The sequence below is a fragment of the Streptomyces silvisoli genome (assembly GCF_029269905.1).
Classification (GTDB): domain Bacteria; phylum Actinomycetota; class Actinomycetes; order Streptomycetales; family Streptomycetaceae; genus Streptantibioticus_A; species Streptantibioticus_A silvisoli_A.
This window is the reverse complement of sequence record NZ_JARJBC010000005.1, coordinates 366,960-382,362: the sequence shown is the minus strand read 5'-3', so window position 1 is coordinate 382,362 and position 15,403 is coordinate 366,960. Positions and strand designations below refer to the sequence as shown.

At 68.8% G+C, this 15,403-nt stretch carries 17 protein-coding genes; 9 read left to right on the top strand and 8 right to left on the bottom strand.

Going from position 1 to position 15,403, the window contains the following annotated elements; translation table 11 throughout:
- Positions 1-123: 123 nt before the first annotated feature.
- The 3 genes from P3G67_RS11705 to P3G67_RS11695 all read right to left on the bottom strand — a co-directional run bounded on the left by P3G67_RS11705 (position 124) and on the right by P3G67_RS11695 (position 3,457).
- The gene (locus P3G67_RS11705) at positions 124-567 is read right to left on the bottom strand and encodes a hypothetical protein (protein WP_276093384.1); all 444 of its coding nucleotides are present in this window, start codon (positions 565-567) and stop codon (positions 124-126) included.
- A 938-nt stretch (positions 568-1,505) separates the two neighbouring features.
- Positions 1,506-2,540, bottom strand: a complete 1,035-nt coding sequence (locus P3G67_RS11700) for a 1-acyl-sn-glycerol-3-phosphate acyltransferase (RefSeq protein WP_276093383.1) — start codon at positions 2,538-2,540, stop codon at positions 1,506-1,508.
- Entirely contained in the window at positions 2,537-3,457 is a 921-nt protein-coding gene (locus P3G67_RS11695; protein WP_276093382.1) for a patatin-like phospholipase family protein, read from the bottom strand. Before P3G67_RS11695 ends, P3G67_RS11700 begins: the two co-directional genes overlap by 4 nt.
- A 162-nt stretch (positions 3,458-3,619) precedes the next feature.
- On the opposite strand from P3G67_RS11695, the gene P3G67_RS11690 reads away from it, so the two are divergent.
- The gene (locus tag P3G67_RS11690; protein WP_276093381.1) at positions 3,620-3,874 is read left to right on the top strand and encodes an immunoglobulin-like domain-containing protein; all 255 of its coding nucleotides are present in this window, start codon (positions 3,620-3,622) and stop codon (positions 3,872-3,874) included.
- A gap of 245 nt (positions 3,875-4,119) precedes the next feature.
- Here the strand turns inward: P3G67_RS11690 and P3G67_RS11685 are convergent, their stop codons facing one another.
- A complete protein-coding gene (locus tag P3G67_RS11685; RefSeq protein WP_269855948.1) occupies positions 4,120-4,305 on the bottom strand; it encodes a CsbD family protein in 186 nt (61 codons plus the stop codon).
- A 138-nt stretch (positions 4,306-4,443) separates the two neighbouring features.
- Here P3G67_RS11685 and P3G67_RS11680 point away from each other — a divergent pair, with 138 nt between their 5' ends.
- From P3G67_RS11680 to P3G67_RS11670, 3 genes are all read left to right on the top strand, one after another.
- Positions 4,444-4,614, top strand: coding sequence for a hydrophobic protein (locus P3G67_RS11680; protein ID WP_269855947.1), 171 nt, complete (start codon positions 4,444-4,446; stop codon positions 4,612-4,614).
- Positions 4,615-5,086: 472 nt separating this feature from the next.
- Positions 5,087-5,749, top strand: coding sequence for a HemK2/MTQ2 family protein methyltransferase (locus P3G67_RS11675; RefSeq protein ID WP_276093380.1), 663 nt, complete (start codon positions 5,087-5,089; stop codon positions 5,747-5,749).
- Positions 5,730-5,969: a CDGSH iron-sulfur domain-containing protein gene (locus P3G67_RS11670; RefSeq protein WP_269855945.1), complete on the top strand. Its 240-nt coding sequence runs from the start codon at positions 5,730-5,732 to the stop codon at positions 5,967-5,969. Before P3G67_RS11675 ends, P3G67_RS11670 begins: the two co-directional genes overlap by 20 nt.
- 19 nt (positions 5,970-5,988) lie before the next feature.
- Here P3G67_RS11670 and P3G67_RS11665 read toward each other — a convergent pair whose 3' ends face one another.
- On the bottom strand, positions 5,989-6,999 hold the full coding sequence (locus P3G67_RS11665) for an iron-containing redox enzyme family protein (RefSeq protein WP_276093379.1): 1,011 nt from the start codon (positions 6,997-6,999) through the stop codon (positions 5,989-5,991).
- A gap of 584 nt (positions 7,000-7,583) precedes the next feature.
- Between P3G67_RS11665 and P3G67_RS11660 the strand changes: the two genes are divergently transcribed.
- Complete coding sequence (locus tag P3G67_RS11660) at positions 7,584-8,471, top strand: RNA polymerase sigma-70 factor (RefSeq protein ID WP_276093378.1); 888 nt, start codon at positions 7,584-7,586, stop codon at positions 8,469-8,471.
- 2 nt (positions 8,472-8,473) lie between these two features.
- Positions 8,474-8,962 carry an SRPBCC family protein gene (locus tag P3G67_RS11655; protein WP_276093377.1) on the top strand — a complete coding sequence of 163 codons (489 nt, stop codon included), beginning with the start codon at positions 8,474-8,476 and terminating at the stop codon, positions 8,960-8,962.
- A gap of 102 nt (positions 8,963-9,064) precedes the next feature.
- On the opposite strand, the gene P3G67_RS11650 is transcribed toward P3G67_RS11655, so the two are convergent.
- Positions 9,065-10,861 carry a coagulation factor 5/8 type domain-containing protein gene (locus P3G67_RS11650; RefSeq protein ID WP_276093376.1) on the bottom strand — a complete coding sequence of 599 codons (1,797 nt, stop codon included), beginning with the start codon at positions 10,859-10,861 and terminating at the stop codon, positions 9,065-9,067.
- Positions 10,862-11,187: 326 nt separating this feature from the next.
- Between P3G67_RS11650 and P3G67_RS11645 the strand changes: the two genes are divergently transcribed.
- Together P3G67_RS11645 and P3G67_RS11640 are read left to right on the top strand one after the other, a co-directional pair.
- On the top strand, positions 11,188-11,790 hold the full coding sequence (locus P3G67_RS11645; protein WP_276093375.1) for a GNAT family N-acetyltransferase: 603 nt from the start codon (positions 11,188-11,190) through the stop codon (positions 11,788-11,790).
- Positions 11,791-11,960: 170 nt separating this feature from the next.
- Positions 11,961-12,419, top strand: a complete 459-nt coding sequence (locus tag P3G67_RS11640) for an Lrp/AsnC family transcriptional regulator (RefSeq protein ID WP_276093374.1) — start codon at positions 11,961-11,963, stop codon at positions 12,417-12,419.
- 279 nt (positions 12,420-12,698) lie between these two features.
- On the opposite strand, the gene P3G67_RS11635 is transcribed toward P3G67_RS11640, so the two are convergent.
- On the bottom strand, positions 12,699-12,944 hold the full coding sequence (locus P3G67_RS11635) for a non-oxidative hydroxyarylic acid decarboxylases subunit D (RefSeq protein ID WP_276093373.1): 246 nt from the start codon (positions 12,942-12,944) through the stop codon (positions 12,699-12,701).
- A gap of 96 nt (positions 12,945-13,040) precedes the next feature.
- On the bottom strand, positions 13,041-14,243 hold the full coding sequence (locus tag P3G67_RS11630) for an erythromycin esterase family protein (protein WP_276093372.1): 1,203 nt from the start codon (positions 14,241-14,243) through the stop codon (positions 13,041-13,043).
- Between the two features lie 57 nt (positions 14,244-14,300).
- On the opposite strand from P3G67_RS11630, the gene P3G67_RS11625 reads away from it, so the two are divergent.
- A complete protein-coding gene (locus P3G67_RS11625) occupies positions 14,301-15,050 on the top strand; it encodes a TioE family transcriptional regulator (RefSeq protein WP_276093371.1) in 750 nt (249 codons plus the stop codon).
- The last annotated feature ends 353 nt before the right edge of the window (positions 15,051-15,403 follow it).

Sequence of the window (15,403 nt, the reverse complement as noted above, 5' to 3'; positions counted from 1 at the left end):
ACCCCGCCACCACACCAACGAACACCATCTGCGCTGGTCACGCTTCCGCAGACGCAGCCAGGCCCGAGCCCGCCGTTCCCACTACAAACGCCGAGGCCACAACCCCCAGATGCGGTTGCAGTACTAGGCCGGGCGGTGGACGGCTGTTGAAGCCAGCTCACGTGCGGCGCGGTGCCAGAAGGGGGCCGCAGCCAGGTAGATGCCGCCGACTCCGATCAGGCCGACGGCGGCATCCACGCTGGTGCGGCCGTCTTTGGCCCAGTACACGTCCTTCAGGTCGAGCAGCAGCATCAGTTCGTCCACGATGAGTGCGTTGGCCGCGCCGTACGCCATCGCGGTCACGGGGTGCCGACGGTGCCGTTCCTGTCCGCGCAGAGCCACCGCGCCTACTGCGCTGAGCAGGGCGATGCCGATGTTGTAGTGGTGGAAGTGTCGTCCTCCGACAGTGATCCCTCCGCTGGCCGGGCCGTGTCCGTCCCGGATCCAGTGGGTGACAGCACGTGTGGCGGTGAAGGTCGTGGTGAACGTCGACCATGCCACCAGCACAGAGCGCTCAGCCGGTCCCACGTGATCGCGGTACGCGCTTCGCAGCCGCCGTGACAGCTCGTGCCCCGCCCGGGACAACCCACTCCTGCTTCGCCCCTGGGCAAGCAGCCGCATGATCTCTCCCTACGTTACGTTCCGACCGCTCGGTCAGCGGTGGCAGCTGCGCCTACCCCCTGCTGTGGGTCCGAACCGTGTGCGCTCGCCAACCCGGACTTCGCGGCGGTCGCCTCGGCGTGGGCATACGGGTACCACGCGGCGAGGCCGACCGACCCAACAGTCGCCGCTGGAGAGTGCGGACCCGGGCGCGGGCCAGCCGCCGACGGATCGGCTGGGCACACAGAGCTGGTGAGGCGGCACGGCAGCCATGGCTGATGGGAAGCACATGCACGCGCGCACGCAGTGTCGGAGCTACGGCCGGTTGTCGGCCCCAGGAACGGCGGCCACGGTACCGGTTGTTCGCGTCCTCGACCTCGGCGGGATGTCTTCGGGTAGACAAGTGAGGCTGCCGCGTCACGGCTGCTGCCCGGGCACCGATTCACGAAGTCGCCAGCCCTACCATGTCGGTATGGCCCTCGGCCTCTTCGCAGGCATCCCGGTCAGTGACTTCGCAGCGGCGCTGCACGCTGACCGCAACCAGCCGTTGGGGAGATCTGCCCGAGTTGGAGCGGGCAGCCACGATCGTGCACCGCGGGCCGATGGAAGACTGCTTGCCCATCCACCAAGCGCTTGCGGGGTGGTTGGAGGATGCCGGACACCGCACGGTCGGCCCGGGCCGCGAAGTGACCTTGGCGTGCCCCGAAGACCCGGACAGCATGGTCACCGAAGTACAGGAAGCAATCGCGAAGCAGGAGTGCGTGAGTTCGCGGCCTTCCCCGGCCAGTTCGCTGAGTGCTTCGGTTGGCACCGCACGTCGACCGAAGCACTCAGCACCGGGCCGGCCATCTCGGCGAGCACTCCGTTCAGTGGTCGGCGATCCAGCGGTCGACCTTGGCCCACTGGGCGAGCAACCACTCCTCGCGGGCGGCGTCCCCGTCGGGGACGTCTGCGGCCGGAACCCGCCACCAGTGGGCGCGGACCGGTTCGCTTAGTGGTATGCCCTCCCACAACGTGGGCAGCGAGTCGATGGTGTCGAGGCCTGTGTGGGCGACGAAGACCACGTCCGCTCCGGGTGCCGCCGCCAGTGCCGCGAGGGCGCCGCCAGCGTGCGGCGGTAGGACGTGACGCATGCGTGCCGCCCGTGCGGCGGTTCGGACCTTGCCGTGCCGCCGCAGTGACGCGACGGCCCTGCGGTGCCGCCGCTCGGTGTAGTTCCCCCCTTCGGGGAAGAGCACAAGGGCATCACCGGAACGCAGCCCGCTCGCCAGCTTGCCCACCGCGTCCGCCGCGGTCCTCCCTCGGCGCGCGGGCAGGAAGCAGTGCGGCAGCCGTCCGATGATCACGTCCAGACAGGGGTCGAACCGCAGCATCCGCTTGAGGACGGTGTGCGGGCGCAGCCCGGCCCGGTCGAGCAACACATGGAGCAGCAGAAACGAGTCGCCAGGCCCGGCGTGCCGCACCAGAACGACCACCGGCGCACCGGTGCCCGCGACGCGCGGTACGGCAGGCGACACCCGCACCCTCAGCCCGAACACCGGGCCCGCGGCACGGGTCAGCACCCTCAGCAGACGGTCCAGCAAGGCGAAGGTGGCCGCCATCCGCCGCCTTGCCGCGTCGCGCGTTCCGGGCGCGTACCGCAGCCACACCAACGCGGCCGCCATCAGCCCCAACAGGTCCACCACAAGGTAGAACAGGGCGAAGGCACAGATCCTGACGAGCCGCCAGCGACCATGACGCAGCGCCGAGACAGGCGCGCTGAGCACAGTGACCACCAGCAGCAAGGCGGCGGCAACGGGCACCAGACACGCCGTCAAGGGAACGGTGAGGATCCGGCGCGCCCCGGTCAGGACCCCGGCGGTGACGGCTCTGACAGGGCCGTCGTCCCGTGCGCCGCTCATCGCCCCTCGCCGAGACGCGCTTCGCTCAGGTAGCGGCACGACGCGGAGTAGGCGCGTTCGATGCGCTCCGCGGTCTGGTTGAACGTCTTGTACCGCAGTTGCCGAAGCGTCCCGCGCGGCTCTGCGGTCGGAGCGCCGCTGGGGAGCACATGCACGGTCACGTCGGGCGGTAGGTCGGCCATGTCCCGTGCGAAGCGGTGACGGCGCGCGATCTCGAACGAGACCATCGCGACCTGCCAGGGCAGCCGCGGGGGGCTGAGCGGGGACTCGACGCGGCCGACCTGGAGCACGTAGATCTCACGGGCGCCGAGGGCCACCGCGCGCCCGACGGGAATGCTGTTGACCAGGCCGCCGTCCAAGTAGTGCTCGTCGCCCACGCGCACCGGAGGCAACAGCCCCGGCACCGCGCAGGAGGCGAGGACGGCTTCGACCAGCGGTCCCTCGGCGAACCAGTGCTCCGCGGCGCGTTCGATGCTCGATGCCACGCACTGGAACGGCACCGCGAGGTCCTCGACCCGGTCCACGGCGAGGTGGGCCTTCAGCAGTTCGCGCAGCGGCTCGGCGGAGTGGAGGTGGGTACCGCTGCGTACCACGGTGCCGATCCGCTCCAGCAGCGAGCCGGAGAAGACGCCCGCGTGCCCCAGTTCCGACCACAGTTCGGCCAACCGATCCACTGCGGCACACGTAGGGTCGGCGGCCACCACGACGCCGTTGATGGCACCCACGGACGTTCCCACCACCAGGTCGGGGCGCAGTCCGAACTCCAGCAGCGCTTTCAGCATCCCCACTTCGTGTGCTCCCAGCGCTCCCCCGCCACCGAGTACGAAGGCGCGAGCGTGTGTCGACGGCTGGTCGCCGGATGGGCCGCTGCGCGCCGCATCGGCCTGCTGAGCACCTGGTTCTCGGCTGTCGTTCATGAACCGAATGTGCCCCCGGTGAACGTCCGCAGTCCACCGGCTTCCGCTGGCACGAGCCCGGGCAGTGATCCAGGGTGCATACATCACCGCGCCCTGGGCAGTACCTGAGCACTCGACGACGAAGGCAGCGAGTCCCTGCGGTCCAGCGAACGGAGGAGTCTCATGGCGACTGATCACGCGCCCGAGATCACCGCGAACGACGTGAGCGTCTCGCTCGGGGCCGGCTTCAACCCCCTCTACTGCCCCGAGATCGGGCTCAGGGCGACGGACGCCGAAGAGGGAGACATCACCAGCGTGGCCCTGGTGAAGGACTCCAACGTCGACACATCGCGGTCGGGCACCTATCAGGTGACCTTCTTCGTGGAGAACGCCCGCGGTGTGAGCGCCGAACGCATCGTCCAGGTGACCGTCTGCTGACAGGCGCATCGCGGCAACCATGCAGCGAGCACCCCGTACCTGCGGGCAGAGCTCCGGGATCTTTCGGTTCGTGGATTCGACTGGTTGATAATTCGGACTTCACGCACCCCGCTTCCCGCTACCCATCCCTGAAATGCCGGACAGGAAAACGAACGCGGAAATCACACGTTACCCAATCGGCTCTCAACGTGCTGGCGACCCCTCATTGATGAGGGGTCGCCAGCACGTTGAGAGCCGCCCGCGGATCAACGCTTGAACGTGTCCTTGAAGGCGTCCTTCGTGTGTTCCTTGGTCTCTCGGGCATCGCCCGCCATCTTGTCCGCCTCGCCTTCGGCCACGAGGCGATCGTTGCCCAACACCTTGCCGGTCGCTTCCTTGGCAGCGCCCTTGGCCTGCTCGGTCTTGGCCTTCGCCTTCTCGCCCGCACTCATCAGAAAAGCCTCCTCGCGTCTCTCTACTGCTGTTGCAGTAATCGTCCCGCTGCCCGCGAACCGACGGTGCAAACAACAGCCGCCGACAGGATTGGAGTTGATGCCGCAGGGCATACGCGGGTCAGGAGGTTGATAATCATGGGTCCCTTGCTTCTGGTCCTTCTGCTGGCACTGATCCTCTTCGGAGTCGGCTTCGCCGTAAAGATCCTCTGGTGGGTCGCGGTAGCGGTTCTGGTCATCTGGCTGCTCGGTTTCCTGGTCCGCTCCACGGACGCCGCCGGGGGTCGAAGCCGCTGGTATCGATGGTGAATGCACCCCGTCCGCGAAGCGGGCCCAGTCGCTCCATTGCGGCTGGGCCCGCTTCGCTATGCCAGGACGAAACAGTTTCATCACGGATCATCATTCGCCCAGCGGGGTAAGTGCCCTACAACCCGGGGGCGTTGGGTCCGCGCTGGGGACCGCGCAACCTCCCGCCCAACGCGCCCGGGCCGCATATGCGCCATCGCTCCCGACCGTCCCGGGGCACGATAACCACTGACGCTGCTCGTAGCGCCGTCGGCCGAGGAACTCGCGGGCGGGCGGGTCCTGCGTCCAGCGTCGAGCGCTTCGGGCCTCATGATCGATGGCAGGCAATGCACCGCCGAGGGCATAGCGGTCCGTTCACAGCCCGGACCGGCGGGGCCGCGGCTTCCCGGCCCCGATGGCATCACGGCCCTGATCTTGTGGCGGAGAAAGCCACTCTCATGTTGCGGCCCAGGCGCGACCACCCGGACCATGGAGTATGCGAGTGGTCAGACTGCCAGGCGTCTACCCCGTCCAGGAGGATTCGCTGCTGCTGCTCGGGGCGGTCCTGCGGGAGTCTCCGCCCGCCAGAAACGTGCTGGAGCTGTGTTCCGGATCCGGAGGGCTGGCGGTGGTCCTGGCCCGGGCGGGGGCGCGAGTGACCGCGGTCGACATCTCCCGTCGCGCGGTGCTGTCGACACGCCTGAACGCACAGCTCAACGGGGTGCCGGTGAAGGTGCGCCGCGAGGATGTCTTCGCCCCTGGGCTGGGGCGCTCTCTGGGGCGCTATGACGTGGTGATCGCCAATCCCCCCTATGTGCCGGGGCGCCGGACTCTGCCCGCGGGACACGGCCGGGCGCGGGTGTGGGACGCCGGTTGGGACGGCCGGGCCGTGCTGGACCGCATCTGCGCCTGCGTCCCCGACCTGCTGCTCCCCGGCGGACGCGTGATGCTGGTCCAATCCCGCGTGGCCAACCCCGACGCGACGTGCGCCGCGCTACAGGCCTGGGGCCTGGCCACCCGGGTGGTACGGCGCCGCCGCATCCCGTTCGGGCCGGTGATGCACGAACGCGCACACTGGCTGGAACAGCGCGGCATGATCGAACCAGGCAGTCGCGAGGAGGAGTTGGTGGTGATCCGCGGTGAGCGCGCACGAGAGTGAGACGGGCGGCGACCGCAGGGCACGGGAACCGTTGCGGATACGGATCGACGAGTGCGGACCGATGCTGTTGCCCGGCCCGGTCGAGGTGGAGTTGCCGGACGGGCGGGTCGTGCGCAGCGACCGAGTGGTGGTGGCGCTGTGCATGTGCAGGCGCAGCCGGATCCTGCCGTGGTGCGACACCAGCCACCGTCGGCACCGCATACCGCCGGGAAAGGCCTGATCGACGGTCGTCAGGCGGCTCACACAGGCAGTGGGGCCCGCAGCGAGGACTGCCCGCGGTGCCAGGCGGAGAGCAGGTGGTCGGCGAGCCGCTGCTCCAGCAAACAGGTGGCGGCGATCCCGAAGGCAACCTGTTGTGCCAGGTGCGGTTCGGCGGCCAGCAACGGATCGATCACCTCGCGCCGCACCAGCTGCTCGTGCACCGCGTCGGCCTCGATGTGCTCGCGGTAGAAGCGGAGGCCCGCCGGGCCGATCCCCAGTCGCTCCAGCGCGGCCGCCAGCCGCGCGGCCCCCGGCGAAGAAGTCACCTCCACGGTGGCGAACTGCCCCACCAGAGCCCCGCGCCACGCACGGTGCAGGCCGAACAGCGACATCATGTTGACCACAGCCAGCGCCGGAGCCGGAATCCAGTCCGCGTATCGGCCATACGCGGGGTCGAGTCCGAGAGCGTCCATCATCTCGGCAAACAGCCGCGCGTGCAGACACTCTCCACGGCCCCCGCCGTACTCGTCGAACTCGATGGCCACCAGCGCGGCCTTGGCGTGCCCGCGCAGACGGGGAATCACCCACGCCTGGGGGTCGGCCTCCTTCAGGTGGTAGGCCGAGCGATGCACCACGTACTCGCGGAACTGTTCGAGCGTGCCCTGCTTCAGCAGGAAGTGCGAGGCTCCGGTGCCGTCGGGCGGCTCCGTCAGCAGCTCCCCCAGCAGCTCACGATGGTCCGCGGGCGAGCCAATGTGTTCGCGCATGGCATCGAGGAAGCGGGACTCCAGAGCACCGCGGAACCTGAGCAGCTCGGGATCCCACTCACGCTCGGCCGGCACCCTGTCGAAGCCGCGGTAGTGCAGTTCGTAGCACGCGTAGAGCGCGAGCTGCACGTCCTCGCCGAAGGCGTCCACACCAGGGGCGGGGTCCGGCAGGCGCGGTAGCGTGCCCTGCGTCCGCCAGGCGCTGAACAGCGCCTCGGACAGCTCACCACGTGCCTTCGGCGCGGCCACCGCCCCGGCCTCAGCACGAAGGGAAACACCCATGACGCCCTCCTGCGGCCACCGCGAAGCACCTTGTGGCCACGACTTTAGGAGTTCCGTTTCCGGCCCGCACAAAGGTACGTGTACCCGGTTGAGCAACAGGCAGGCCCACGATGAGCGGTCCGACCCGCGACCGGCATCCCCACCGAGGCAGGGCCGACGCCGTGAGCGGGAGCCAGGCGCAGGAGAGCCCGCCAGCCAAGCCACTACCGGCGGTAACGCGGCACAATGCGGACGCACCCGCACGCCGCCCCTACGGGGTCGCCCCCACTCGCCAGCGGGCGTGCGAGCCGAAGCGGGATGGCGGTGGCACGACCGCCGCGAGATGGCCAACGGGCAGCCGAAAGCTCTCCGGCCCAGCGCCGGAGGGTCACCCACCGCAGATCACGAACGCCGTCGACGCGACTGCCCAATGGCCCGCTTCTACACGGCAGTTGGCCGGGGGTGGCGTGGTCCGGCCGACGGTGGCTGGCAGTTCACTTCCGAATGTGATGGGCGTCACCAGCGAAGGTGTCACGATTCCGGGACGAGTGGTGTCTACATGGGGAGCCAGGTTCGCGTAGGAGGGTGATGAGCATGCGGGGTGGATGTTGAGCGAGGAAAGGGACTTCGCCGAATGTCGGCCGCTGCTGTTCACGATCGCCTACGAGATTCTCGGCAGCGCCGCCGACGCCGAGGATGTGGTGCAGGACAGTTACCTCCGGTGGCACGCTGTGCGGCAGGAGCACATCGAGCATCCGCGCGCCTATCTGGTGCGCACGGTCACCCGGCAGGCGCTGAACCACCTGCGCACGGCGCGGCGGCGGCGAGAGGACTACGTCGGGCCCTGGCTTCCCGAACCGGTCCGCACCGAGCCGGATGTGAGCGAGGACGCCGATCTCGCGGAGTCGGTGTCCATGGCGATGCTGCTGGTACTGGAGACGTTGAGCCCGGATGAGCGCGCGGTGTTCGTGCTGCGCGAGGTGTTCGGCTACTCGCATCGTGAAGTCGCCGACCTGGTCGGTAAGACCGAGACCGCGGCCCGTCAGATCGCGCACCGCGCGCGCGAGCACGTACGAGCACGGCGCAGGCGCTTCGACCACGACCCACGGACGGCGGACGAGATCGTCGGCCGGTTCCTGCGCGCGGCGAACACCGGCGACGTCACAGCCCTGATGAGCCTGATGGCGCCGGGTGTGGTCCACATCTCCGACGGCGGTGGCCGGATCACCGCCGCCCGCCGCCCGGTCAGGGGGCGCGAGCAGGTAGCGCGGTTCGTCGCGGGAGTCGCCAGGACAACGGGGCTCGGCGCCCGGGTCGAGTTCGCAAGCTACAACGCCTTGCCCGCAGTGCTGTGCCGCTCGGGCGATCAGCTCGACTCCGTAGTGGTATTCGAGATCGCCGACACGTTGATCCACGGCATGTACGCGGTGCGCAATCCCGACAAGCTGGGCGCCGTAATCGTTCCGCGCCAGCTGACCAGGAGGAAGGACTAGACGTGGAAACCGTGACGGTACGACGTGTCATCGCAGCGCCGATGGCCGATGTATTCGACTGGTGCGCCACAACCACCAACTACACCCGCACGCCATCCGTCCTCAGGGCACGACTGGCCCGGCCGGGCGTGGGCGCGCCCTATGGCGTGGGCGCCGTACGGGTGCACACGTGGACGATCGGCTGGTTCCGCGAACGGATCACCGCCTACAACCCGCCGCACGAGTTCGACTACGTCGTCGATCGCAGCTTCCCGCCCGCCCGGCACGAGCTCGGCCGCATGACCTTCACCGAAGTCGCCGGGGGGACCCTGGTCGTGTGGACGACCACCTGCCAGGTCCGCTTGCCCTTCGGGGCGGCCATCACGCGCGTGCTCGCCCAACCCGTCATCGCCCACGTCTTCGGCAAGATCCTCGACGCCGCCGACACAGCGCTCACAGCCGACCGCCCCCGACGTGCCGACTCGCCGGGTGACCAACCAGCCGTTCAGTGACGCCCCGCCTGGTTCGAGGACACCACGTCTGCGACGCGGTAACGCCTACCGCTCCCGCGATGGCCACACGGTAGGCGTTACGCGCCTGGCCGTTGCATCCGTCTACGGGTAGGAGACCACGGTGGACGGAACGGTGGAGGTGCCCGAGGTGGCGGCCCCGGTGTCGTTGATGACGTGGGCGAACTGGCCCTTGCCGCCGAGGGATACGACCAGCAGGTCGTGGAACCTCACCCCCGGGGTGTTGGGGGCGGCGAAGCCGTGGTCCTGGACGATGGTCGGGTCGACGTCGTAGTAGCAGTAGCTGCCGAGCCCCCACGCCTCGTGCGCGGTCACCGCGTCATCGACCTTGTAGGCGGCGTACCCCCTGGCCGAACCGTCCTGGACGGCGGCCTGGTTGGGGGCGTCGTACGCCTTCTCGTTCTGGAAGAAGACGGTGCGGCCACGCTGCCCGTACCACTGCACGTCGTACTTGTTGAAGTGCTCCACGAACAACCCTGTGGCCAGGACGTCGTCGCCGTTGACGCGGATGCCGTAGTCGGCGCGGTTGGTGTCCCAGCCGACGCCGTCGCCGTGGTCGGCACGCCAGATCCAGGTGTGGTCGACGATGGTGTGATGACTGTTGATCACCATGCTGGTGGTGGCCTTGCCGGGGCCGGTACCACCGATGCGGATGAAGACGTCCTGGACGGTGGTCGGGTTGGCGGAGTGGTCCGCGGAGGCGCCCTGCGGGCCAACTTCCAACAGGGTGGCGGAGTTTACGGGTCCTGCTTCGATGATGAATCCGGCGAGGCGTACCCCGTCGACGTCGGCGACGGTCAGTGCGGTGACGCCGTTGTCGGGGATGAGCGTGGCGAAGCCGAGTCCCAGCACGACGGTGTTGGCCCCGCTCACCTGGATCGGCTGGTCGAGGTGGTAGATCCCGGGGGTGAGCAGGAGGTGGAGGCCTTGCGCGAGGGCCTGGTTGAGGGTGGCCGCGGCGACGCCGGGTTTGGCGACATAGAACTGGGACAGCGGCAACGAGGTGCCCCGCGGCGTGCCGTTGCCCCAGGTGACGCCACGGGCGTTGGTCCTCATCTCCGGTAGGAAGACCCGGTACTCGCTGCCGTCGAGATACAGGAACGGCTTCTCACGCGAGACGGGGGTGGCGTCGAGCGTGGTATAGGGCGGGTTGGGGAAGCTCTGCGCGGGAGCGCCCTCGACACCGGAGAACACCATGTTCCACACGGCGTTGTTCCAGCCTCCGACCGCGCTGTCGCGGGTGTACCACTGCTGCTGTGAGTACGGTCCCACAGAGCCGTCGATGCGGCAGTCGGCGATGTAGCCGCCGCTCGCCCAGCCGTAGCCGCTGGGGGCCAGATTCAGTCCGCCACGTACGTGCATGCGCCGGAATGGAGCCGCCTGCGCGACGGCCCAGCGGTCGGTGCCGTTGGCCGGGACCAGGGCCAGGTTCTCCGCGGAACGCCAGAAGTTCTGCGTGGCGTTGCCGTTGAACCACCCGGCGTCGACCGTGACGTCGCCGTTGATGGTGGTGTCGTCGGGTGACAGCCCGAGGCCGGCGATGGAGGTGTAGAAACCGATCTGGGCGTTGAGCCCGCTGTACGTACCGGGTTTGAACAGCAGTGCGTAGCGTCCCGTACCGAACTGCGCCGACTCCTGCTGTTTGAAGACGTCGTCGAGCTTGGCCTGGATACCGGGCGTGGCCGGGTCGAAGACAAGGACGTTGGGGCCGAGATCGCCGCCGCCCGGCAGGGCGCGCGGGCCGTTGTGTAGAGGGGCGGCCGATGCTGACGAAGACAGCCGAAGCAGGGCGGGGGCCGAAGCCGCGGCGGCCGCGGCACCGATGACGGCCCGGCGGCGCATTACAGGCTGCCGCGGGGACGGGTTGGTGGCAGAAGGCATGGGGCGACTCTCCTCGTTCAGGAAGTGAACGTCGTGGGGGATGGGGAGCGCTCTGTCGCCGATGAATGCTTCATCCCGATGAATGTCACGTCAAGAGCCGGAGTCCAAATCCCTTGCGTGCGACTGGAATTCGCATGTAGATACGGGTCCTTTCAGCCTCCATGTCATGACTATTCCCGCATGCGAAGCGCCAGCAGCAGCGCCCTTGCGTTCAAGAGGTGATCCCTCGAAGAAGCGTCCTGCGGGGAGGCGGCCCAGCCGGTGCCGGTTTTGCAATAGCACAAAAGGCAATTGCGCCTAGTGCGAAGCCGGTCTAGGGTTCGATCATGCCCGCAAAGACCCCTTCAGCGGTCGTGCTCGAAGGTCGCCACGTCCGACTGGAACCGCTGACTGCCCATCACGTCCCAGGCCTTTTCACGGCTGGCGCGGACGACGAGGAAATATGGCGCTGGCTGCCCGTGCCCGCGCCCCGCACGCCAGACGACCTACGGGCCACCGCCGAGAAGCTGCTCGCGGACGCCGAACGCCGGACACTCGTCCCGTTCGCCGTCATCGACCGCGCCACCGGTCGTCCTCTCGGCTGGACGACCTACCTGGAGATCGAAGAGCGGGACGAGCGCCTGGAGATCGGCTGGACCTGGTACGTGCGCTCCGCTTGGCGCACCGCCGTCAACAGCGAGGCCAAACTCCTGCTACTCACCCACGCTTTCGAGGAGTTGGGCTACGGGCGGGTGCAGTGGAAGACCCACCACCGCAACGAACGCTCCCAGCAAGCCATCGCCCGCCTGGGCGCGGTCAAGGAGGGCGTACTACGCCGCCACAAGCTGCAAGCCGACGGCAGTTGGCGGGACAGCGTGTACTTCTCGATGCTCGCCGACGAGTGGCCAGCGGCAAAAGCCAACCTCATGAAGCGCCTCGCCCGCGGCTGACCGCTGAACCGGCAAGCCCGGCCCAGCGGTTGAGGAGCACCGGTGCACGCGTCGTCCCGAACCGAGGCGGCGAGGGGGGCCGCCCACGGTGACCGGAAGTGCGTTCATGGAGAAATATTAGAATGAAAGTCGCCTCACATGGTTCCAAGAAATGGCCCTGTGCTGGCTCCATGGGCAATGAAGGCGTCCTCGATGCCATCGACCGCGAAATTCTGTTTCACCTGCGTCAGGACGGTCGGCTGACCAACGTCGAACTGGCCAAGCGGGTCGGCCTGACGCCGCCGCCATGTCTTCGGCGCGTCAAGCGTCTGGAGGACGTCGGCGTCATCGCCGGATACCGCGCCGTGCTCGACCCCGAATCCGTCGGCCGCGGCCTGGAAGTACTCGTCGACGTCGAGGTCTACGCCAACGATCGCAAGACCATCGAGGAGTTCGAGGAGACCGTGACCTCCTACGACGAAGTCATCGAGTTCCGCAGGATGTTCGGACGCCCCGACTACTTCATCCGCGTCGCGGTCGCGGACCACGCCGCCTACGAGGCCTTCCTGACCGGCAAACTCAGCGGACTCCCCGGTCTCCTGCGGATCACTTCCCACCTGACCATGCGAAAGATCAAGTTGGACGCTTGATCTGCGGCGCGGGACCGCGCGGTTGGCCTCAGTACCGGATCCGGCGGCCGACCAGTCGCGCACGCGCCGCCCCTCGCCAGCACTGCTAACCCGCCGGTACACGTGCTGTCCCCACCACGTGTCCACATCGTGCGGGGCGCGCGTCGGCCTTCGTCGCCCCCTGCGGAGTGGCGCCGTTGCACTTCGGCGCGATCTTGCGCACGTGGACGGACAGTTCGTGCTTCACCGAGTGCACGGTGCTTGCCGAAGCGACTCTCGCGCTAGCCCTACAAACGTCGTTCACGCGGTGGTCCGCAGCGCCGGGATGGTGGGCACCCCGGGCGCGTTGGCGATGTCCTCGACGGTCATCTTGAAGCTGTCGGGGTAGATGTCGCGCTGGGTGCGGCGAGGGGGTTCGCTGGTGCGCCAGGTGTACAGGCACTGGGCGCACTGCAGCACGTCCCACGCACCAGGCACCGGCGAGGTGTGGACCTTGTCGATGGTCTCGTGCGCGCAGCGCGGGCAGACGGTGTTAGCGGCGGCCACCCGGCGGGAGTGGCCGCCGCGTCGTGTTCGCCGTTGCGGTCAGGACGCCCCCGCGCATCCGAGGCGCCCGGACAGGCCGGACTGCTGATAGGGGCACTACCTTTGCGGGACATCCTTGACGAAGACGATGCCGTCGCTGTCCGCCAGGTGTGTTGGGTCAAGCGGGGCGTAGCCGAACCAGGGGGACAGGCGGGGCGCGGGCCGCATGTCGTCGAGGGCGGTGGCCAGCCGCGACGCGTCGATGACGCAGCGGTCCTCTGGGAGCGCGTACAGGAGCCCTTCAACGGTGTCCGGGGGCGGGGTGTCCACTCCCTGGTGCCGGATCGTGCCGAGGGCCGTGGCCACGAAGGCGTACTCCTCGCCGAGTCGCGCGCTCACCAGCGCGCCGGCGCTCCACCAGTCCACCTGCCCCTCCCACAACTGCATGGTGCTTTTCTCCCGCTGGAGATGGGAGTTGTGGGCGTGGATGAGTGCTGGGCCCCGAGCGGCGACTGCGAGGAGGTTGTCGGCCATCATCAAATCCCGCAGTGCGCAAAGCCGCGTCATGCGGGCCGGTGAGGTGTCGGCCATGCGGTAGTGGTATCGCAGTAGGCCGGTTGCGGTGCGCCCGTACAGGCGTGCCCGGTCCCAGTCGTCCCGCGAGGTCGCCGTGATCAGGTGCGGCGTCTGGTGGTCGAGCAGCGCCACCAGATCGTCGGCGAGTAGCCGCAGTTGGCTGGCCTCGGCCGACTGTCCCACGGACTGGGCCGGGTCCATCATCGCGGCGGGATTGGTCCACCGGTCGTCGGCGCCGAGCAGGTGGTCGAGCAGTTCCGCGGTGCAGGGAAGCAGGTCCGAGTCCACCCGGGCCGAGAGGTAGCCGTGGAGTGCGGTGAGGGCCTGCCGGGGGCTCGCGGCTCCGGTGATCTCCAGCGGGCCGTCGAAACCGGCGAAGCGGACCCGCTCGGGCGCGGGCCGGCCGTCGTTGTAGGCCCGCATCCAGCGCACAAGCTCGCGGTTGGCCGCGGACGCGCCGAACCCGTGGCTGAAGCCGTGCTCCATGACTTCGTCGAGAGTGCCCGTGCCCGAGGTGACGTAGTCGTCCACGACCAGGCCCATCACGCAGTCGCTCTCGATCGCGATCGTCCGGTAGCCCTCCTGCTCGACGAACTGCCGGAAGAGCTCGTTGCGCAGGTCGAGCAGAGTGTCCTCGCCGTGGGTGGGCTCGCCCAGGGCGAGCAACCTCGGCCGGGCCGGCAGCAGCCTCATGACGGCGGCGGCCTCGACGGCATGGGTGATGTCCTTGATGTCAGTAGCCATGCCTTCAACGGTATCGTTGAACTTTCGGTTGAAACTTTTCGCGATATCGGCAGGACTATGGATCGAAAGTCTCAAAGCGGTGAACGGCTCAGGCCGGTTGATCTGGCGCGCGGGCACGGTCTGTCCACACAGGCGATCAGGAACTATGAGGAGGCCGGCATCCTTCCGGCCGCCGGTCGCACATCCCACGGCTACCGCACCTATACCTCGCTGCACGCGGCGGCCCTGCGCGCGTTCCTCGCCCTGGTGCCCGGCCACGGCCACCAGACGGCGACGTCGATCATGCGGGCGGTGAACCAGGGCGCGGCCGATGAGGCGTTCCGACTCATCGACGAGAGCCACGCCCAGCTCCTCGAAGACCGCCAGACCCTCCAGGCCGTGGAGAGCGCCCTCCGCGATCTGGATCCCACCACGGCCTGCGAACCCGGTGTGGGATCCGAACTGGGCGCGGTGTCCGGGCCCGGCGGCACGTTCATCGGGCCGCTGGCAGGGAAGCTGGGAATCCGGCCTGCGACGCTACGCAAATGGGAGCGCGCCGGGTTGGTGCGCCCGCGCCGCGACCCGCTGACCGGGTACCGCCTCTACGACGAGGCCGACGTACGGGACGCCCGGCTGGCCCACCAGCTCAGGCGGGGCGGTTACCTGCTGGAGCAGATCGCCCCGCTGATCGCCCAGGTGCGGGCCGCCGGCGGGCTGGAGCCGCTGGAGGCCGCACTGTGCGACTGGCGCGGCCGGCTGTGCGCCCGGGGGCGGGCGATGCTGACCGGGGCCGCCGAGTTGGAGGCGTACCTGCGCGAGCGCGGATGAGACTTCGGTCACCAGCCGAAGAGAACGGCAGTCACCAACGGTTCCGGCCCGGCGAAGCAGTACGGGCTCAACTCCGCGCGGGACGGCGCCCCGTGAGACGCCCCACCCCAGGCCGACCGCTCACCCGACAGCAACTCGACCGCCACAACGGCGCTCCGACGGTCGGCAGCAACGACTCGCGAAGGCCCGACGCCAGATGGCCGCAGGGGCGCCGATCGGCTCGGAGAAGGCTCAGCGCGCGAACTGCCACCGATGTGCCGGCCAGCGGCGGCGCTCCAGTTCGGCCTCGCCCGGAGGAACCGGATCCACTGAAGCGGCACGAGAACATCCCGCATGCCTTGAGGCGCCTCTAG